At 64.8% G+C, this 19,483-nt stretch carries 18 protein-coding genes and 1 tRNA gene; 8 read left to right on the top strand and 11 right to left on the bottom strand.

Going from position 1 to position 19,483, the window contains the following annotated elements; genetic code table 11:
- Window positions 1–34 precede the first annotated feature (34 nt).
- Both ON058_RS02475 and ON058_RS02470 read right to left on the bottom strand, forming a co-directional pair.
- Window positions 35–1,312, bottom strand: coding sequence for an ABC transporter permease (locus ON058_RS02475; protein WP_274667446.1), 1,278 nt, complete (start codon window positions 1,310–1,312; stop codon window positions 35–37).
- Window positions 1,309–2,250 (bottom strand): ABC transporter ATP-binding protein, encoded by a 942-nt coding sequence (locus ON058_RS02470; RefSeq protein ID WP_274667445.1) that lies wholly within the window; start codon window positions 2,248–2,250, stop codon window positions 1,309–1,311. Before ON058_RS02470 ends, ON058_RS02475 begins: the two co-directional genes overlap by 4 nt.
- A gap of 189 nt (window positions 2,251–2,439) precedes the next feature.
- On the opposite strand from ON058_RS02470, the gene ON058_RS02465 reads away from it, so the two are divergent.
- The 3 genes from ON058_RS02465 to ON058_RS02455 all read left to right on the top strand — a co-directional run bounded on the left by ON058_RS02465 (window position 2,440) and on the right by ON058_RS02455 (window position 5,408).
- Window positions 2,440–2,985 carry a TetR/AcrR family transcriptional regulator gene (locus ON058_RS02465; RefSeq protein WP_274667444.1) on the top strand — a complete coding sequence of 182 codons (546 nt, stop codon included), beginning with the start codon at window positions 2,440–2,442 and terminating at the stop codon, window positions 2,983–2,985.
- A gap of 117 nt (window positions 2,986–3,102) precedes the next feature.
- Complete coding sequence (locus tag ON058_RS02460) at window positions 3,103–4,374, top strand: aspartate kinase (RefSeq protein ID WP_274667443.1); 1,272 nt, start codon at window positions 3,103–3,105, stop codon at window positions 4,372–4,374.
- Window positions 4,371–5,408: an aspartate-semialdehyde dehydrogenase gene (locus ON058_RS02455; RefSeq protein ID WP_274667442.1), complete on the top strand. Its 1,038-nt coding sequence runs from the start codon at window positions 4,371–4,373 to the stop codon at window positions 5,406–5,408. Before ON058_RS02460 ends, ON058_RS02455 begins: the two co-directional genes overlap by 4 nt.
- A gap of 77 nt (window positions 5,409–5,485) precedes the next feature.
- On the opposite strand, the gene ON058_RS02450 is transcribed toward ON058_RS02455, so the two are convergent.
- From ON058_RS02450 to ON058_RS02440, 3 genes are all read right to left on the bottom strand, one after another.
- Window positions 5,486–7,000, bottom strand: coding sequence for a hypothetical protein (locus ON058_RS02450; RefSeq protein ID WP_274667441.1), 1,515 nt, complete (start codon window positions 6,998–7,000; stop codon window positions 5,486–5,488).
- Window positions 6,997–7,545 (bottom strand): hypothetical protein, encoded by a 549-nt coding sequence (locus tag ON058_RS02445; protein ID WP_274667440.1) that lies wholly within the window; start codon window positions 7,543–7,545, stop codon window positions 6,997–6,999. Before ON058_RS02445 ends, ON058_RS02450 begins: the two co-directional genes overlap by 4 nt.
- Window positions 7,546–7,617: 72 nt before the next feature.
- Window positions 7,618–8,811: an ROK family transcriptional regulator gene (locus ON058_RS02440; RefSeq protein ID WP_274667439.1), complete on the bottom strand. Its 1,194-nt coding sequence runs from the start codon at window positions 8,809–8,811 to the stop codon at window positions 7,618–7,620.
- A gap of 132 nt (window positions 8,812–8,943) precedes the next feature.
- On the opposite strand from ON058_RS02440, the gene xylA reads away from it, so the two are divergent.
- Both xylA and xylB read left to right on the top strand, forming a co-directional pair.
- Window positions 8,944–10,137 carry a xylose isomerase gene (xylA, locus tag ON058_RS02435; protein ID WP_274667438.1) on the top strand — a complete coding sequence of 398 codons (1,194 nt, stop codon included), beginning with the start codon at window positions 8,944–8,946 and terminating at the stop codon, window positions 10,135–10,137.
- Between the two features lie 4 nt (window positions 10,138–10,141).
- Window positions 10,142–11,560, top strand: a complete 1,419-nt coding sequence (gene xylB / locus ON058_RS02430; RefSeq protein WP_274667437.1) for a xylulokinase — start codon at window positions 10,142–10,144, stop codon at window positions 11,558–11,560.
- 110 nt (window positions 11,561–11,670) lie between these two features.
- Here xylB and ON058_RS02425 read toward each other — a convergent pair.
- The 3 genes from ON058_RS02425 to ON058_RS02415 form a co-directional block, all read right to left on the bottom strand.
- Window positions 11,671–11,747 (bottom strand) — tRNA-Pro (locus tag ON058_RS02425).
- A gap of 41 nt (window positions 11,748–11,788) precedes the next feature.
- Window positions 11,789–12,691 (bottom strand): metallophosphoesterase, encoded by a 903-nt coding sequence (locus ON058_RS02420; RefSeq protein ID WP_274667436.1) that lies wholly within the window; start codon window positions 12,689–12,691, stop codon window positions 11,789–11,791.
- 48 nt (window positions 12,692–12,739) lie between these two features.
- Window positions 12,740–15,406, bottom strand: a complete 2,667-nt coding sequence (locus ON058_RS02415; RefSeq protein WP_274667435.1) for a transglycosylase domain-containing protein — start codon at window positions 15,404–15,406, stop codon at window positions 12,740–12,742.
- 76 nt (window positions 15,407–15,482) lie between these two features.
- Between ON058_RS02415 and ON058_RS02410 the strand changes: the two genes are divergently transcribed.
- Both ON058_RS02410 and ON058_RS02405 read left to right on the top strand, forming a co-directional pair.
- Window positions 15,483–15,635, top strand: coding sequence for a DUF4177 domain-containing protein (locus ON058_RS02410; RefSeq protein WP_274667434.1), 153 nt, complete (start codon window positions 15,483–15,485; stop codon window positions 15,633–15,635).
- Entirely contained in the window at window positions 15,632–16,105 is a 474-nt protein-coding gene (locus ON058_RS02405; RefSeq protein WP_274667433.1) for a RidA family protein, read from the top strand. Before ON058_RS02410 ends, ON058_RS02405 begins: the two co-directional genes overlap by 4 nt.
- Here the strand turns inward: ON058_RS02405 and ON058_RS02400 are convergent.
- A complete protein-coding gene (locus tag ON058_RS02400; protein ID WP_274667432.1) occupies window positions 16,102–16,794 on the bottom strand; it encodes a Crp/Fnr family transcriptional regulator in 693 nt (230 codons plus the stop codon). The two genes, ON058_RS02405 and ON058_RS02400, sit on opposite strands and share 4 nt — an antisense overlap.
- Entirely contained in the window at window positions 16,787–17,203 is a 417-nt protein-coding gene (locus ON058_RS02395; protein ID WP_274667431.1) for a hypothetical protein, read from the bottom strand. The genes ON058_RS02400 and ON058_RS02395 overlap by 8 nt, the downstream gene beginning before the upstream one ends.
- Window positions 17,204–17,301: 98 nt before the next feature.
- Between ON058_RS02395 and nth the strand changes: the two genes are divergently transcribed.
- Window positions 17,302–18,006 (top strand): endonuclease III, encoded by a 705-nt coding sequence (gene nth, locus ON058_RS02390; RefSeq protein WP_274667430.1) that lies wholly within the window; start codon window positions 17,302–17,304, stop codon window positions 18,004–18,006.
- A gap of 14 nt (window positions 18,007–18,020) precedes the next feature.
- On the opposite strand, the gene nhaA is transcribed toward nth, so the two are convergent.
- Entirely contained in the window at window positions 18,021–19,445 is a 1,425-nt protein-coding gene (gene nhaA, locus ON058_RS02385) for a Na+/H+ antiporter NhaA (RefSeq protein WP_274667429.1), read from the bottom strand.
- Between the last annotated feature and the right edge of the window lie 38 nt (window positions 19,446–19,483).

The following is a 19,483-nucleotide window of genomic DNA, read 5'->3' as shown; positions in this document are numbered from 1 at the left end:
CCCCACCCGCTATACGAGGCGAGAGGGCAGCGCGTTACGCGACTCGGGTTCCCGTGCGTAGCGTCTTGTACGGCACGCGGAGCCTGCGGATCACGATCCACATGGACCCCACGAGGAGGGCTCCGGAGACGCCCAGTCCAATCCAGGGTGCACGTTCAAGGTTCGCGAGCTCCTGTTGGCGCTGCTCCCAGGCGGAGTTTTGTGCCTCCCACTGTGCTTCCAAATCCTCGTCCGAGGCGACGTTGTTGTCGATCATGGTGGCGAGCTCGGCGCATTCGTCGTAGGCCTGGTACTGATTGATGTCGTTGTCGGGCCCCATCCGGGCCTCGGACAGCGCGCTGTGCAGCATGGCGAATGCGCCTGGCGCGGCGCGTCCGTCTTCTTCCCAGGTTTCGGGGTCCACGATGGGGGCGGTCTCGATGATCATGACGGCCGGGTTCATCAGCACAATCCATGACACGCGTTCGGTGTGGGTCACGGTATAGGCCCATTCGGACTCGAGGCAGCTGTAGTCGTCGATGTTGAGGTTGGTGTAGTCGCCGGTCATGTAGGCGTTGTCGAGTGCGGATTCCGCCTCGGGGCTGAGCGCGTTCCAGTCGATGTAGTGGTCGCGCTGCGACGACTCTTCCGTCACCAGGAGGCCCGCGACGCCGAACACGATGAGCGTGCCGATGAGGAAGAACCCGGTGGTGAGGTGTGCCAAGGCGACGGAGGCGACGGCGCGCGCTGCAATCGAGGACCAGGCGAGGCCTACCGCGGTGAAGGCCATGACGACCAACAGGATGGCGCCCACGGTGGTCAGCATCTCGAGGACAGTCCAGCCCGACGACACGAACGTGTAGATCAGGAACGGAGACACTGCAACGAGCGCGATGACGGAGACGGTCCAGGATGCCAGCAGCTTGCCGACGGCGATGTCTCCTGCGGTGAGGTGGCTCATCTGCAGTGGCGCGAGCACGCCTTCGCTGGAGTCTCCGTTGATCGAGGTCGCCGAAAGCGATGGTGCGATCAGCATGCCCACGCCCAACACCATGATGAGGACGATCTCGAAGTTGGTGGAGGACAACTGGGCTGGGGCGAACACGGCCGCCGCGACACAGATCGCGATCACCAGGCCGAACAGGATGCCGTAGAAGACGTAGCCCTTGGTGGTGGGGCGGCGCCGGCGCAGTTCGATGCGCGTCATGAGGCTGACCCCGTGGAAGGTGGGCCGCCAGGGGTTGCCGGATTGTGGTGGCGGCGTGACGGCGGTGGGGGCCGATGCGGAGGCTTCGGGCGGCGGTGGGGTGTGGGTGGTGGTGGGGGTCGTCATCGCCGCTCCTCGTTCATCGCCATGTAGGTCTGTTCCAGTGCGGAGCCAGCTGGTCCGAACCGGTGGATGCGGACGCCTTGTTGGACGAGCCAGGTGAGTGCTTCTGCGGCGCGTTGTTCGTCGACGAACCGCATGATGACGCCTTCCCCGGCGGCTTCGAACGGTACGTCGGCGCCGGTGAGCGCTGCCTGGAGTGCGGCGGGGTCGAGGGCGTGGACGAGGTACCGGGTTTTGGCGTCGGCCACCATGGCGGCGGCGTCGTCGCCGAGGGTGCGGCCTTGGGACATGAAGATGGCGTCGTCGACCATTTCGTCGAGTTCCGCGAGGACGTGGCTGGAGACCAGGACGGCGCGGCCTTCTGCGGCGAACTCGCGGACCAGGGTGCGCAGTTCGATGCGGGAGCGGGGGTCCAGTCCGTTGGCGGGTTCGTCGAGTAGCAGGACTTGAGGGTCGTGGACGAGTGCGCGGGCCAGTGAGAGTCGTTGCTTTTGGCCGCGCGACAGTACGCGTGCGGGACGGTTGGCGAACTCGATGAGATGGACGCGTTCCAGGAGGTCCAGGCCGCGTTCGCGGGCGGTGGCGCGCGGGATGCGGTAGGCCTCTCCCATGAGGGTGAGGGTCTGGAGGCAGGTGAGGTTGTCCCAGGATCCGAGTTGGTCTGGCATCCAGCCGATGGCGGCGCGCACTGCTGCAGCGTCGGTGCTGGGGTTGTGGCCTGCCACGGTGATGGTTCCGGTGTCCGGGCGTAGTAAGCCGGACAGCATGAGCATGAGGGTGGTCTTCCCGCAGCCGTTGGGCCCGATGAGGGCGGTGACGGATCCGGCGGGAACGGTGAGCGTCGCGTCCTGAACGGCCCGTACTGAGCCGAAGCTTCGTGCGACTCCGTTGGCGACGATTGCCTCACGCACGGGCGCTGGGGCCTGTGCTGTTGCGGTCATGGTGCTCCTTGTCTGGTGATGCTGGCTCGCCCCCTGCGTGCCAGCATGTCCACCCTGGCAGGGTGTGCTTGCGGTGCATATGAGGTGGTTCCCTGATCTTTGGGTGTGTCGGGGGTGGGGGTGTCATACCGGAGTGTCATAGTGAGTGAACCGACTAGTGGGCCGACGATGGCCGCCGAGGGAGATCTCATGCCACGCAGCGCTTCTGACAAGCGAGAACGTCTCACCGCCGCAGCGATCCGGTTGGCGCGCACGCAGGGCCTCGATGCCACCACGATTGCGGACATTGCTGCGGAGGCGGGGGTGCCTTCGGGCAGCGTCTACTACTACTTCAAGACCAAGGACGATGTCGCGGCTGGCATCGCTGATGGCATCCGTGAGGCGTTGGCGGCGCAGGCCGCGGAGCACGCGGACACCAGCGCCGATGCGCGGGCAGCGTTGACCGCATTCCTCACGAGCTATGTGGACGAGTCCGACGCGATCCTTGACCACGGCACGGTGCTCGCGACAGCGGCTCGCGTGGGCTTCAGTTCCGCCCACGAGCAAGCCCTGGAGTGGATCGCACAGCAGTTTGAGGACCTAGGGTTCGCCTCGTCGGCTGCGACCGCCCGCGCCCAGCACCTTCTCGCTGGTGTTGAAGGGGGCGCGGCCCTCGCATCGGCCCTCGCTACGGCCACTCCTTTGGAGCGGGAAGTCGCCCACCTGACCCGCTGGGTGGCGAACGCCAAGCCCTAACGGCCACCCCCGCGTCAACCACGACGGACCCGAATAGGCTCACACGCGCGTTTTCACTAGAATGGGGCGCGCGTCCGAGGCCGGGCGTATCATCCTTGAACTTTACGGAGCCTAACCATGCCGCTCGTGGTGCAGAAGTACGGCGGGTCCTCCGTGTCGGACGCTGAAGCGATCCAGCGCGTAGCCCGTCGCATCGTCGAGACCAAGCGCGCCGGCAATGATGTTGTCGTCGCTGTGTCTGCCATGGGCGACACAACGGACGAACTCATTGACCTGGCGAACGCCGTCACAACAGACCCGGCACCCCGTGAGATGGACATTCTTCTCACTGCCGGCGAGCGCATCTCGATGGCTCTGCTGGCCATGGCCATCCGTGAACTCGGCGTGGGCGCCCAGGCGTTCACCGGCCCCCAAGCGGGTGTCATCACCACCGAACATCACGGCCGCGCCCGCATCATCGACGTGGCACCGGGACGCCTGCAGAAGGCTGTTTCCGACGGTGACGTGGCGATCGTCGCAGGTTTCCAGGGGCTCCACCCAGAAACCCAGGACGTCACCACGCTCGGCCGCGGCGGTTCCGACACCACTGCCGTGGCGCTCGCCGCAGCGTTGGACGCGGACGTCTGCGAAATCTATACGGACGTGGACGGCGTTTTCAGTGCGGACCCCCGCATCGTCCCGTCTGCCCGCAAGCTTGACCGCGTCTCCTACGAGGAGATGCTTGACCTTGCCGCTTCCGGCGCCAAGGTCCTGATGCCGCGCTGCGTCGAGTACGCACGCCGCTTTGATGTGCCGATCCACGTGCGTTCCTCGTTCTCCGGTCTTGAAGGGACCTGGGTCGTGGGCGACACTGCTGAAGGAGAAGAGATGGAAGACCCGATCATTGCCGGCGTCGCGCACGACCGCTCCGAGGCCAAGATCACGGTCATCGGTGTTCCGGACGTGCCCGGTTCCGCAGCCCGCCTGTTTGAGGCCGTCGCGACCTCGGACGTGAATATCGACATGATCGTTCAGAACGTATCCGCGACGGTCACTGGCGTGACGGACATCTCCTTCACGCTCCCCGCTGACTCGGTGCCGCGCGCCATGGCGGCGATCGAAGCTGACCGTGAAGCGATCGGCTACGCCGAACTGACCACGGACGATGCGATCGGCAAGATCTCGCTCGTGGGCGCAGGGATGCGTTCGAACTCCGGTGTGAGCGCCAAGTTCTTCTCCGCGCTGCGTGACGCGAGCATCAACATCGAGATGATCAGCACCTCTGATATCCGTATCTCGGTGGTGACTCGCGCCGAAAAGCTCGACGAGGCCGTGCGTGCCGTGCACAGCGCCTTTGACCTTGACTCGAACGACGGCGAAGCCGTGGTGTACGGAGGTTCCGGACGATGACTCTGACCGTTGCAGTAGTAGGCGCCACCGGCATGGTGGGCACCGTCATGCGCGAGCTCGTGGGCCAGCGTTTCCCCGACGCGAACGTGCGTTTCTTTGCGTCCGCGCGTTCCGCTGGAAAGCAGTTGGAGCACCTGGGCAAAGAGATCACTGTTGAGGACATCGCCTCGGGTGACTACGCCGGGATCGACATTGCGATCTTCTCCGCTGGTGGCGGTCCTTCCAAGGAATACGCCCCCCAGTTCGCTGCCGCGGGCGCCATTGTGGTGGACAACTCGAGCGCCTGGCGTTCGGACCCCGAGGTTCCGCTCGTGGTGTCGGAGGTCAACCCTGAGGCGCTGAACGACATCCCCAAGGGCATTGTCGCGAACCCCAACTGCACCACCATGGCCGCGATGCCTACCTTGAAGGCGCTGCACGAGGAAGCGGGCTTGGTCCGTCTCATCGTGTCGACCTACCAGGCAGTGTCCGGCTCCGGTGTTGCTGGCGTCGAGGAACTCGCCACGCAGGCCCGCGCCGTCATCGATGGTGCCGAGGAGCTTGCTCGCGACGGTTACGCCGTGGACTTCCCCGAGCCCGGTGTGTACACCGAGCCCATCGCCTTCAACGCCCTGCCCTTGGCCGGCGGTTACGTCGAGGACGACTCAAACGAGACCGTGGAGGAGCGCAAGCTCGTCGACGAGTCCCGCAAGATTCTGGGCCTGCCCGACCTGCGGGTTTCCGGCACGTGCGTCCGTGTCCCCGTGTTCTCCGGCCACTCGTTGTCGGTCAACGCAGAGTTCGCGCGTCCGCTGACTCCTGCCCGCGCATACGAGATCCTCGCAGAGGCTGCTGGCGTGGACGTTGAAGAGGTTCCCACCCCTCTCAAGGGCGCAGGCAAGGATGGCACGTTCGTGGGCCGCATCCGGGCCGACAAGGGCGTCGACGATGACCGCGGCCTCGCACTGTTTATTGTGGGCGACAACCTCCGTAAGGGTGCCGCGCTGAACGCCATCCAGGTCGCAGAACTGGTCGCCGCGAAGATCGCCGGCTAGAAACTCACTTCACACGCGCATCGGCCCTCACTACCTGCTCAGTTGAGCGGGAGGTGAGGGCCGATGCGCGTCTCCGCTTACGTATGTGTGTTGCGGGATGAAGCTGCACCACCAGGCTTCTGCGCTCCGTCGTCCATGTCGTGGAGGAGGCGCGAGGTCCTCACGAACCGAGCAGTACCGAGCGCAATGAGCGCAATGGCCAGCACAACAGCCGTGGGAACGATGTGGGCCCACGCGCGATTCAGCGAGTCGCCGGCACCCACACGGTATGCACCGTCACGCGCGACCGCCAGGATCAGCATCACCGGCACAAAGGTCGTGACCGCGAAACGCAGCGGCCGAGTCGTGGTGCGGCGGAGCAACAACACCGCACAGCCCACGATGAGTGGAAGCAGTGGAAGCATGGGGAACCAGCCGCCCTCGTTGTGCATGATGTTGTCCCAGGTCGCGAGCACACTGACCTTCACGATGCCGGTCGTCCTCGCTGCCGCGACGGCCAACAGCGCCCACAACGCCACCTCCGCGACAGCGAGCAGCCAGACTTGATATCGGGAAGGCCATTGCAGCAGCGCAACACCTGCCAACACCACAACTCCCACGGCGAGCAGCAGCGATACCACCGCGGGCACCGACATCTCTGGGCCGTGAACGGCCCACAACACGACCACGTAGGTTTGCCACACCACGGCACTCACGCCGATGCTTCCCGCAAGGAAAGCGCGTAGGCGGCGGGGGATCTCCGCCTGGGTCGCGACGGCCGCCAGCACCACGGCGAGCGCGACGATTGAGTCTGGCCTGGTCACTACAGCCGCGACACCGGCAAGGACCATCACGGGAACAAGTTCGCTGCCTGCACGGCCTTCCGCAAGCACCCACGCACCCGCGCACAGGACGATGAAAGCAAGGGCGACCGTGGCGTGCCCGTTGATGTAGAACGCCGTGAAGATAAGCCGGTTGGTGGCCACCAACGCGAGAACGAACACTGCCGCCGCGGCCAGGGCAACCGCCGGACGTATCCGCGCACCGAGGATGCGCCACAAGCCCCAAGCCCCCATCGCGGCCACGGCAAGGAACGTGAGCGGAGTCGCCGCGTGGAAGAACCACTCCCCCGTGAGGGCTCCCGGCGTGTGCATCAAAGCCACGCCCACCAGGCGTTCCTCAAGGAACAACGGATAGATCGTGTCCGTGTAGGTGCCGCCGTTGAACAGTGCGGTGATGTTGAGGTACGCGAGCGAGTCCGTCGACCACTTGTACAGCAGCAGTTCGCGCACCACGACGGTCGTCGCGAGGGTGAGCACATACGCAGCCGCGAGCCACGGCCAGGCGAGCGGGAGCCGCGGACCGCCACGGTGAGTGCGGCGCCGGTAGTGCCAGGCGCATGCGACAACAGCGACCGCACCCACGGCTAGGCCCAGCGTCACAACGGTCACAGGCAGGTGAGCGACGACCAGTAGCCATCCCACACCCGGCAGAAGCACGGCCTGACTGATGAGTGCCACGACGCCTTGGAGGGCACCACGGGTGCCAGAGCCCAGGGCCACGCAGGTACCTGCGGCAAAGAGGAAGGTGACAACTGCCAACTCGGCGATCACTCGGCAACTCCGTCCAGGGAAGCATCGATAAGCGTGGCCTCGATGACGAGTTGCGGGTCGTCGAGGTTGGCTGGCATGACGTGTACCAACACGCTGTGATCTCCGTCTGGGTCGAGCACAATGTCCCACAGACCTGGTGCGGAGTAGGTTTCTTCATCGCCGTTGAAGGCGACACGGCCCCAGAGCTCGATAGCGGGGACGGTGGAACTGGCGACGTCCGCAGCCTTTCCGTATCCGCTCAGTCTCATCCCAGTCCACGTGCGCTCGTAGCGGCCACCGTCCGGGAAGACGAGGGTGGCGTCCGGCGCCACCTGGCCTACCGCTTGCGACAAGGAATACGCCTCGTACAGTTGCGCTCCCGACTTCACGGCAGCGTCAAGGATGTCTGCCGTGTCTGCACGCCCCATCGCCTTGTACCGCGGCGGGTAGGTCGCATCGGTAGGAGCCAGCCACATAGCGGACCACGCGATCGTAGCCACGAGCGCAATCCCCAATGCGGCACGGAGCACCGGTGCGGCCAGCTGCGGGCGGGATCGGCGAGCCATGGCCACGATTGTAGGGACTACGAACTTTCACTCGTGACGCGACTGGCCGGAACCGCACCAACCTGACCGCAACTAGCCGCCCAGCGGGTTGTCCAGCAGGGGCGCGAACGCCAACTCAGCGGCGCCGACGAGCAGCAGGTCTTCTCCGATGGAGTCGCGCTCGAGGACTAGTTCGTCCGCGAGCGGCGCAAAGGCCAAGTCCTTGACGCGCTGACGGAGTTCTTCGCCGCGGCGTTCGAACAGGCCACCCAGGAAGCCACCCAGAATGACGGCCTCGGGGTTGAACACGGACATGTGAGAGGCGATTGCGCCGGCAAGTAGTTCGACCTGGCGGTCGATCTCTTCCGCTACCGCGCCGTTGTCAATGTCTGCCAGCGAGTTGGCGAGGTCACCGAACACGAGTTCGTGTGGTGCTGCGGCGTCCTTGAGCCGGGCGTATTGGACTTCCGTTTCGAGGCAGCCGTGGCGTCCGCAGTGGCACAGGGGGCCGTTGGAGTCCACGACGGTGTGGCCGAGCTCACCTGCGTAGCCGTCAGCGCCACGCAGCACCGTGCCGCCAGCGATGATCGCGCCGCCGATGCCGGATGCGGAGCCGTTCATGTAGAAGTACGTGGACAGGTTGCGTCCTGCACCGAACACCGCTTCCGCAAGGAGGCCGACGTTGGCGTCGTTGTCGATGTACGCGGGGGTTTGGAGGGCGTCCTCCAGCATCTCTGCGTAGGGGATTTCGTACCAGTTCAGGTGCGGCGACCGGGTGATCACGCCGTCGAGGGGCCGTGCGAGTCCCGGGACGGCCGCGCCAGCGCCTGCGATACGGATGATCTCGGGATGGGCTGCCAGGAGGTCGCGGGTGGCGTCTGCTGCGATTTGGACGGTCTGTTCGGGGCTGGGTAGCTCGGGGAGCGGGATGCGCTTGCGGTCGAGCACCACACCTCCCATGCCCACGAGACCGACGATGATCGCGTCGACATCGGGGTTGACCGCGACCGCTGCGATGCCGGGGTGCGCGGTGACGCGGGGGCTGGGGCGGCCCACGTTGCCGGAGAGGGCTGCGACCTCGACGACGAGGCGTGCGTCCACCAGGTCTGCCACGAGCGCGCCGATGGTGGAACGGTTCAGTCCCGTCATGCGGGTGAGTTCTGCGCGTGAGATTTGCGGATGGTGGTGAACCAACGACAGCAACAACGAAAGGTTGTGTTGACGCGTAGATTCATTGCGGCTGCCGCGACCTGGGGTCAGCGGTCGTCCGTAGTCTCGCGAGTCCATCGAGCCTCCTTGTTGTGGGGTGTGCACCCCTCCACTCCCATAGAAGTATCGCCTAACCTACAAAAGTTGCGATTCACAACCAAGTCACGGCATACTTTCGATAACGTTATCGAAGATGATGCGAGGAGCACCATGACACTCACCCCCACCCCCGCCGACAAGTTCTCCTTCGGACTGTGGACCCTCGGCTGGGAAGCGCAAGACCCCTTCGGCGGCCCCACCCGGCCCCGTCTCGACACCGTCGAAGTCATCCACGGCCTCGCCGAAGAAGGCGCGTGGGGCATCACCTTCCACGACGACGACATCTTCCCGTTCGGCGCCACCGACGCGGTCCGTGACCGCGCCATCTCCGACCTCAAGGGAGCCTGTGACGACACCGGAATCGTGGTGGAGATGGTGACGACCAACCTCTTCACGCACCCCGTCTTCAAGGACGGCGGTTTCACCTCCAACGACCGCGACGTGCGCCGTTTCGCGCTGCGGAAGGTCCTGCGCAACATCGACCTCGCCGCAGAGCTAGGTGCCACCACCTTCGTCATGTGGGGCGGACGCGAAGGCGCAGAGTATGACTCCGCGAAGGACGTCAACGCCGCGCTCGAGCGCTACCGCGAAGCAGTCAACCTGCTAGGCGACTACGTGACCGACAAGGGCTACGACATCAAGTTCGCGATTGAACCCAAGCCCAACGAGCCCCGCGGGGACATTCTGCTGCCCACCGTGGGCCACGCGCTCGCCTTCATCAACTCCCTTGAGCGCCCCGAACTGGTGGGACTCAACCCGGAGACTGGCCACGAGCAGATGGCCGGACTGAACTTCACCGCCGGCATCGCCCAGGCGCTCTATCACGACAAGCTTTTCCACATCGACCTCAACGGCCAGCGCGGCATCAAGTACGACCAGGACCTGGTGTTCGGCCACGGCGACCTCCACAACGCGTTCTCTCTGGTGGACCTCCTGGAGCACGGAGGCCCCAACGGCGGCCCCACCTACGACGGCCCCCGCCACTTCGACTACAAGCCTTCCCGTACGGAGGACAGCACGGGCGTGTGGGAGTCGGTTCGCGCCAACATGCGCATGTACCTGCTCCTCAAGGAGCGCGCCGCCGCGTTCCGGGCGGACCCAGAAGTGCAAGAGGCTCTTGAAGCGGCCCGTGTGTACGAACTCGGCAAGCCCACCCTCGCAACAGGCGAGACTTACGACGACTTGCTCGCTGACCGCACCGCATACGAAGACTTCAACCCCGACGCCTACTTTGGCGGCAAGGGCTTTGGGTTCGTCCGACTGCAGCAACTGGCCTCCGAACACCTGATGGGTGCGCGAGGCTAGTCACATGACCCTGGTCGCAGGCGTCGATTCCTCGACGCAAAGTTGCAAGGTGGTCGTGCGCAACCTCGAGACCGGAGCCGTCGTCCGGGAGGGCCGCGCCGCCCACCCGGACGGTACCTCAGTCGATCCCACCGCATGGTGGCTCGCCCTGAAGGAGGCAATGGCCGATGCCGGCGGGCTGCGGGACGTGGCCGCTGTGTCAGTTGCTGGTCAGCAGCACGGCATGGTCGCTTTGGACGCCCAGGGCCGGGTGGTGCGTGACGCGCTGCTGTGGAACGACACCCGGTCCGCGGGCGCAGCCGAGGCGCTCATCGCCGAGTTCGGTGCCACCGACCTGGTGAACCGCACCGGGCTGGTCCCTGTCGCATCGTTCACGTCCACCAAACTGCGCTGGCTGAGAGACCACGAGCCCGACAATGCAGGGCGTGTGGCGGCGGTTGCCCTCCCCCACGATTGGTTGACGTGGCGGTTGCGGGGCTACGGGCCGCAAGACGAGTCTCCGTTGGGCGCCGACCTGACGGCGCTCACCACTGACCGGTCCGACGCCTCCGGCACGGGGTATTGGAACCCCGCCACCGGTGAGTACGACCGGGACCTCCTGGTCGCGGCGCTCGGGCACGATGTGATCCTCCCGCGTGTCCTGCAACCCGGAGAGGCGGCAGGACAGGGAGCGGCCGGACTCGACGCGCAGGCGGCCGATGTGCTGGTGGGGCCTGGCGCCGGCGATAACGCGGGTGCTGCGCTGGGCTTGGGCGCCGACCACGGTGATGTGGTGGTGTCGATCGGTACGTCCGGAACGGTGTTTGGTGTGTCGGGCGAACCGGCACGCGACGCGAGCGGAGCCGTCGCCGGGTTTGCGGATGCCTCAGGTGCATTCCTGCCCTTGGTAGCAACCCTCAACGCGGCACGTGTGCTGGACTCATTCGCACGTCTGCTCGGCGTCAGCCACGACGACCTTGGAGAACTCGCACTCAAGGCCGACCCCGGAGCCGGTGGCGCCGTCCTAGTGCCGTACTTCGAGGGTGAACGCACGCCCAACCTTCCCCACGCCACCGCCACGCTCGCCGGACTCACCCTCGCCTCCACCACTCGTGAGAACGTGGCTCGCGCCGCAATCGAAGGCATGCTGTGCGGACTTGCCGACGGCTTGGACCGGATCCGTGCGCAAGGCCTCACCCCGCACCGGCTCCTACTCATTGGCGGCGCCGCACAAAACCCGGCTGTTCAAACGATCGCCGCACAAGTCTTCGACACCGCGGTGCATGTCCCCGCACCAGCCGAGTACGTGGCCCTTGGCGCCGCCGTCCAGGCCGCATGGGCTCTCACCGGGCAACGACCTGCCTGGACGGTTCGCGTCGCCGCATCGCCGCCTATCGACACCCGGCCCCACATCCGCGCCCAGTACAGCTCCACCGCGCGGTAGCAGGCACCTGGTGTCACATTCTTGCCGGAAGTGACCCTCAGTGTCTGCCGGGGCGCAGCACCCCGGGAACGACGAAGGGCCTGTCCAGATGGACAGGCCCTTCGTACTTGTGGTCGGGGTGACAGGATTTGAACCTGCGACCTCGTCGTCCCGAACGACGCGCGCTACCAAGCTGCGCCACACCCCGAAATCAAGCCGTGCCAGAATACCCGATGCGCGGCGTGGCTCCTAACCGTCGCGTGGCAGCAACGTCAACACGGTGGCCTCAGGGCGGCACGCGAAACGCACAGGCGCGTAGGGCGAGGTCCCCACGCCGGCCGAGACATGCAGCCAAGCCGAGTCTTCACCGCCAGCAGCATCCGGACGCGGGCCGGGCCATCCGTGGAGGCCGGACGCGCGGGACGTGTCGAGGTCACAGTTCGTGACCAGTGCCCCCATGAACGGCACGCACACCTGGCCGCCGTGGGTGTGTCCAGCAATCAGGACTTCCGCACCATCGCCGTGCAGCGCACCCAGGGCACGCAGGTAAGGAGCATGAACCACGCCGATGCGTAGGTCGCCCCGCGCACCACCGGGAGTGGGGAGCGCGTCTCGCTCCAGGTGTGGATCGTCCAGGCCCACGAAGGAGATTTCTGTGCCCATCACCGTCAGCGTGCCGCGCGAGTTGTTGAGGTTGAGCCAGCCGCGGTCAGCCATGCCAGCGGTGAGTGCGTCAACATCGTGCTCGGCTTCGTCTCCGCGCACCTTCGTAGGCGAAGCGAAGTAGGTGAAGGGGTTCTTGGGGCGTGGCGCGTAGTAGTCGTTCGAACCGTGGACGAACACTCCCGGGAAGTCCAGCAGCGGCTCCAGTGCATCGAGCGCCGTGGGGACCGCGTCCAGGTGTGCCAGGTTGTCTCCGGTGTTGATGACGAGGTCCGGCTTGAACGATGCGAGTGACCGCACCCACTCCACCTTGCGGCGTTGCCCCGGAGTGAGGTGAAGGTCGGACACATGCAGGATCCGTACCGGGCGCGACCCTGGGGCCAACACGGGTGCAGAAACCTGCCGCACCACGAAGGACTGGGCTTCCGCCAAGCCCCAAGCCAGGCCTGCGGCGGCAACGAGGCCTACCGCACCAACAACACGATTCACGACGACTGAGCTCCTGTTCTGAGGGGTGTGACGATCACTGCCGTGGCGTTAGTCGTCGTTGTTGCCTCGACCACCGCCGTTGCCGCCACCATTGCCGTCGCCGTCAGTGGGGAGTGGGCAGGGCTCGTTCGTGGCTTCGTTCCACCAGTCGGACGGGTCCTGACACTGTTCTTCGAGGTCTTCCTCGTCAACCCAGCCATTCGGCGGGTTCGACTCGAACTCAGCGGGCGGCCAGGTGGTGCCCCAGTAGTCGTCAGGTGCCTGGTTCTTGTTCCAGCCGTCAGGCCAGTTGGTCCACCAGCCAGGTAGCGAGTCCGTGGCGAGCTGAATGGTGATGGTGGTGCCAGGCGTCATCATCGTTCCCGCAGCCGGGGTCTGAGTCATGACCGTGCCTGCTTCGACTCCAGGGGCGTAGACCACAGAGTCACTGACCTTCAGCAGGAAGCCATCCTTGCTGGCCTGCTGACGTGCCCACCACTCGGTGGATCCGGTGACGGTCGGGACTCGCACGGGAACACCGTTGAGGATCTCGTCTGTGGGCTCGTCGAAGTCGAGGAACTCCTCGCCTTCCAAAGCACGGCTCATGTAGTTGGACCAGGTGGGTCCGGCGATCGTGGAGCCGTAGACAAAGTTGTGCCAGCGGCCGTTGATCGTCATGAACTGCTGCTTGACGTCTTCGTCCGGGTTTCCGAGCCAGAACACCGACACGAGCTGCGGCGTGAAGCCGGCGAACCATGTGTGGGTGTTGTCGTTTGCAGTTCCGGTCTTGCCGGCGGAGGGTCGCCCTCCGTCCAGCGGGAAGTACTGGCCCGAGCTCTCCGTCATCACGCCTTCCATGGCGTAGGTGACGCCGTCCGCGACTTCCTTGGAGATTGCCTGACGGCAGTCTTCCTGCGGAACGGCAATGTCGTTGCCTTCGGCATCCGTGATGGACAGGATCGCGAGCGGTTCGCAGTGGATGCCGTCGTTGGCGAAGGTCTGGTAGACCTCGGCCATGGTGAGCGGAGAAGCGTTCTGCACACCCAGCACGGACGACGGCACAAGCTCGAAGTCCGCGCCGTCAGCACGCTCGAAGCCAAGCGCCTCCGCGGTGTCGCGGACATCGCACAGGTCCAGTTGGCTGGCCATCGCGGCGTAGGCGGTGTTAATGGAGTCTGCGGTTGCCTTCAACACGGTCATCTGACCTTGGTTGTCGGAACCCACGTTGCCTGGCTTCCACTTCTGACCCACCAGAACGGGTCCTTCACAGGTGGTTGCCCAGTTTTCACTGGTCCACTCCTGCTGGCTACCGGACACGTACTGCTTAAGCGAGTGCCCAGTCTCAAGCCAGTTGGCGAGGATCACGGTCTTAAAGGTCGAACCTGGGGAGAATCCCTTGGAGCCACCCATTTCGCGGTCGGCCGCGTAGTTGATGGATGTCGAGTTCTCTGACTCCGCTGTGGGGTCGAAGATGCGGTTTTGCGCCATCGACAGAATCTGTCCCGTGGAGGGGTCGAGCGCGACCATGGCCATGGCGAGGCCGTGCTCATCGTCCATGGGCAGCGAGTTCAAGAGTTCTTCGTTCGCGATCTTCTGCTTGGTGATGTCCAAGGTGGTGACGATGTCGAGTCCACCCTTGAGGAGCAGGTCGCGGCCGTTGAGGCCGTCAGAGTTGAAGACCTCGTCCTTCGAAATCACCTTGGTGACGTAGTCGCAGAAGAAGGGCGCATCCTGCGATGCCGCGCAGGACAGCAGGGGACGCTTCACGTCGAGCGTTTCACCGACAGGTACGGCTTCGTACTCGTCGAACTCGGCCTGCGTGATCATTTCCTGTTCAAGCATCACGCCCAGCACGGTGTCGCGGCGGACTTCTGAGTTCTCGTAGTTGTCGACCTCTTCGCCTTCGTCAGAGATGAAGGTGCGGGTGGGGTCCCACTTGCTGGGGTTCTGGGTGATACCCGCGATGGTCGCGGCCTCGACGGCGTTGAGTTCCGCCGCGGGCTTGGAGAAGTAGTACTGCGCGGCCGCTTCAACGCCGTAGATGTTGGGGCCAAACTGCGCAATGTTGAGGTACTGCTGGAGGATCTCTTCCTTCCCACAGTTCACTGCGGGGTCGGTAGCGTCACAGGTGGATCCAAGTGAGGTGTTGAGGTTCTCTTCAAGCGCGAGAGCCAGACGCCATTCGCGGATCTTGCGCGACATCGACACTTCAGTCGCCGCGTCCATCGCTTCTTCATCGTCAGCGTTCTCTGCAGCGGTTCGCAGGGTGTTCTTCACCAACTGCTGGGTCAACGTGGACGCGCCGGGCGAGGAGTCGCTGGTCAGGTTGGTCTTCACTGCCGCCAGGAGACCTTCACCGTCGACGCCGTGGTGTTCCCAGAAACGCTTGTCCTCGACGGCCACGATCGCCATCTGCATCCACGGGGAAATCTCTTCAAGCGGAACCACGACACGGTTCTGGTCGTAGAACGTGGCGAGCAGGGTCTTGCCATCACGTGCGTAGATGTTGGACTGCTGGGGAAGGCTGACGTCCTGCAGTTCCGTGGGGAGTTCTTCGAACAGTTCTGAGGTGCCTTGAGCTGCGGAGTTGACCACCGTTGCGGCAGGAAGTGCCACACCTGCCAGGAGGAATCCGCCGATGATGGAGAAAGCAATGAACATCATCAGGGCGCTAACAAGCTGCACCGCGGTCACACGGCCATCACGGCGCGCGTGATCAGAAGTGAAGAAACCCATACACCAACCTTACGTTGACCCACTTAACGCACTGGAGTCCCTGAACGTTTCCGGCGCTCCACGTTACCCTCGTCCTATGACAAAGTGGGAATACGCGACAGTGCCGCTCATCGACCACGTAACCAAGCAGATCCTCGATCAGTGGGGTGATGACGGTTGGGAACTTGTCCAGGTTGTCACCGGCCCCACCGGTGGTCTCGTGGCCTACCTTAAGCGACCCAAGCCGTGAGCGCATCGGCCCGCCTTGCCCAACTGGGGATAACTCTTCCCGAGGTGGCGACTCCGGTTGGCACTTATGTACCCGCCAAGATCCACGGTGATCTGGTGTACACCTCGGGCCAACTGCCGCTGGTCGACGGCGAACTGCTTGCCGTGGGCGTGGTGGGCCAACGCTCCGGCGATGTCAGTCCGGAGCGTGCGCTCGAGTGTGCGCGCGCTTCCGTGCTGAACGCGTTGGCGGCTGCGGCGCAGGCCGCCGGCGGGCTGGACTCCATCAGCGGCATCCTCAAGATCACCGGTTTCGTGGCTTCCGCACCCGGATTTACCGCGCAGCCTGCCGTGATTAACGGTGCCAGTGGGATTTTGGCCGATGTGTTTGGTGAGCAGGGCCGTCACGCTCGGTCCGCTGTCGGTGTCGCGTCGTTGCCGCTGGGAGCTCCTGTCGAGATTGAACTCGTGGCGCAGTTGCGCTCCGCTTAGCGGGACCGGGCCCGCAACCTCTCGGGCTCGTACACGTCGACGGCACCAATGTGGACGTCGATCCACCCGCGGGACGCAAAGTCGGCGAGGGCCTTGTTGACCGTCTCGCGGGAGGCGCCCACCAGCTGCGCGAGTTCTTCCTGCGTCAGTCCGTGACGGACCGTCACGTGTCCGCGCTCCATGCGTCCAAAGCGGTGTCCCAAGTCCAGGATTGCCTTCGCGACTCGGCCGGGGACGTCGGAGAAGACCAGGTCTGCCATGGAGTTCGACAGGCGACGAATGCGTTGCGCCAACGCCCTGAGCAGATGCGGCGACATCGCGAGGTGCTCAGCGAGCCACTCGTCGAGGTCGACCTTCGCAAGTTCGTACACGACGGTGTCTTCAACGGCGTGCGCACGCGACACTCGCGGACCGGGGTCGAACACGGAAAGTTCGCCGAGCATGTCGCCTACACCCAGGAGACCCAGAAGGTTCTCGCGACCGTCACGCGCCGTGCGTGCAAGTTTGACCTTGCCCTTCACGACGATGAACATCGCGGCGCCTTCGTCGGCTTCGTTGAACAGCACTTCCCCACGGGTGAGTTCCTGGCGGGACATCCGTTCAATCAGTGCTCGGGCGCTTGCCACGTCCATGCCACCCAACAGGGGTGACGAACGCAGCAGCTGCTCTTCACGCGATGCGTCAGCCATGGAGATATCCCCGGGCGTGCGGGCCCTGAGCACCTTCGCGGTGCTGCTCTCCTAGTGCCTTGACCATTTGTGCTGTCACCGTCTCCAGGTTCTCTGCCACTCGTGTTTCATATGACTCTAGCCTCGTATCGAGTGATGTGAGGGCCTCCACGCTGGAGGGTGTCGCACCTTGTGGTTGGGGCCAGACCGCTTGAGAGAGCTCCGATGTGGTGGGAGCGTCAGCCGCGAGCGCTTCCCACGCGTCGGCGAGCCCCAGGCAGCCCATCTCCTCGGCATCGGCCAGGAGCGCGATCTCGAGCTCTTTGCGCGCCGTGACGAGGCGACGCCACCAGCGCACTCGAGCCAGTTCTCGCCGCATCTCTTGGCGACTGTGGCGCAGTTGAGCGATCACGGCGTCGGACGCTGTCACTTGCACCTCCATGGTTGGACTGTCGGAGCCGCACGCTCCGACGTAGAACTTATCGGTCCTCTGCCCACAGTTCTTGAGGGTCGCTTAGGGTGTCTGCCATGGCTTCTCGGACCCCGCTCACCGTTGCTACTGCCGCAATGGAGACACCCCCGGTGGCGCTGGTGCGCCGTGCACGCGCCGTGAACCGTGCATTAGCCGAGGTATACCCCGACGCGCACTGCGAACTCGACTACGAGACGCCGTTCCAGTTGCTGGTCGCGACAGTGTTGAGCGCGCAGTGCACAGACGTGCGTGTAAATCAGGTGACCCCTGGGTTGTTCGCAGCGTTTCCGGATGCGCCGGCGATGGCTGGTGCTGACCGTGACCGTCTGGAGGCACTCATTAAGCCCACGGGTTTCTACCGTGCGAAGGCGGAGTCGCTGCTGGGTTTGTCCCGTGACTTGGTCGAGCACTACGGCGGTGAGGTGCCCGGAAAGTTGAAGGACCTGGTGACGCTCCGGGGCGTGGGGCGCAAGACCGCGAATGTGGTGCTGGGAAACGCGTTTGGTGTTCCGGGCATCACTGTCGACACGCATATGGGCCGGCTGGCACGCCGCTTGGGGCTGACGGTGAATGAGGACCCAGTGGTGGTGGAGCGCGAACTGATGGCGCTGATCGAGCGCCGTGAGTGGACGCTGTGGTCGCACCGGGTGATTTTCCACGGGCGACGCCGCTGCAAAGCTCGCAAGCCTGAATGCGGCGCATGCGAGATTGCGCCGATGTGCGCATCGGCCCCAGGAGCGAAGGTCAAGCCTGCGTCCTAGGGCCGATGCGGCGACTACTTGGTGGGGTGCGCCTCGCCTGAAGTGGCGTCGCCTTCTGAGGTTCCGGCGGAGTCGGCGGCCTCGGCTTCGAGGTCGGCTTTTCCTTCGCTGTACTCGGTGAGTCGGCGGGTGCGTTCGGCCTCGTCCAACGCTGCGGCCTTGACGCCGTGCTTCTTGGCGATGGCTTGCGCTTGCTCGGAGGTGAGCGGCGTGGAGCGAAGGTCGTACAGCTTCTTGTAGTAGCGGTCACGCCACACCAGCAGGATGACGCCCAGCAGGGCAGACATCAGCGAGGCAAACAGCACGGACATCTTCACCTCTTCGACGCGCTCGCCGGCGAAGGCGAGTTCGCCGATCAGGAGCGACACGGTGAAGCCGATTCCGGCCAGGAAGCCCATCCCGAGGACGTCCCACCAGGACAATCCGCGATCCAGGCTGGCTTTCGTGAAGGTGGCGACCAAGAATGTGGCGAGGAAGATGCCGAGCGGCTTTCCGATCACCAGACCGGCGACCACGCCCTGTGCGACGGGGTCGCTGATGGCGGTGGAGATGGTGTCGCTGTTGATGGCCACACCGGCCGCGAACAGGGCGAAGATCGGCACTGCCACACCGGCAGAGACGGGCCGCCACAAGTGCTCCCAGTGTTCGGCGTAGCTGTGGGACTCTCCCTTGCGAGCGATGGCGGGGACCACGAGGCCGAGCGCCACACCTGCGATGGTGGCGTGGACGCCAGAGGCGTGCATGAAGGCCCAGGCGGCAACGCCGAGCGGGATGAGGATCCACCACTTGGTGATGCCCTTGCGTGCCAGGTAGCCGAACACGGCGACACACGCTGCGGAGGCCAGCAGCCACTGGAAGTGGACTTCGTCGGTGAAGAACACCGCGATGATGATGATGGCGAGCAGGTCGTCGACGACGGCGAGCGTCAGGAGGAAGGCGCGCAGTGCGTTGGGAAGCCATCGGCCCACCACGGCGAGTACTGCCACAGCGAACGCAATGTCCGTGGCGGTGGGCACGGCCCAGCCGTCCATGGAGCCATTGGCCTGCAGGTTGACGATGACGTACAGCACGGCGGGAACCACCATGCCGCCCACCGCGGCAACGATGGGAACGATCGCGGTGGAGGGCTTGCGTAGTTCTCCTACGACGATCTCGCGCTTGAGTTCAAGTCCCACGACGAAGAAGAAGATCGCAAGGAGGCCATCCTTGGCCCAGTCCCCCATCGACAGGTGGAGGTGCAGCGACTCAGGGCCGAACTCGAAGTCACGCAGTGCTGCGTAGGAGTCTGCCCAAGCGGAGTTGGCCCACACCAGAGCGACGACCGTGCCGATCAACAGCAGGATTCCACCGGCACGTTCCGTGCGCAGGACATCGGCAAGGGTGCGTTCTGTGGAGGGGGTCAGCCGGGAGAAGAGGCGGGCATTTCCGCTAGAGGCCATGAAGCCGTCCGTTCACTCGTGGGGTCGGGGAACGGGGG

The sequence above is a fragment of the Demequina sp. B12 genome (genome assembly GCF_028823635.1).
In the GTDB taxonomy this organism is placed as follows: domain Bacteria; phylum Actinomycetota; class Actinomycetes; order Actinomycetales; family Demequinaceae; genus Demequina.
The sequence above is the reverse complement of the archived record's forward strand: the minus strand, read 5'-3'. Positions and strand labels throughout refer to the sequence as shown.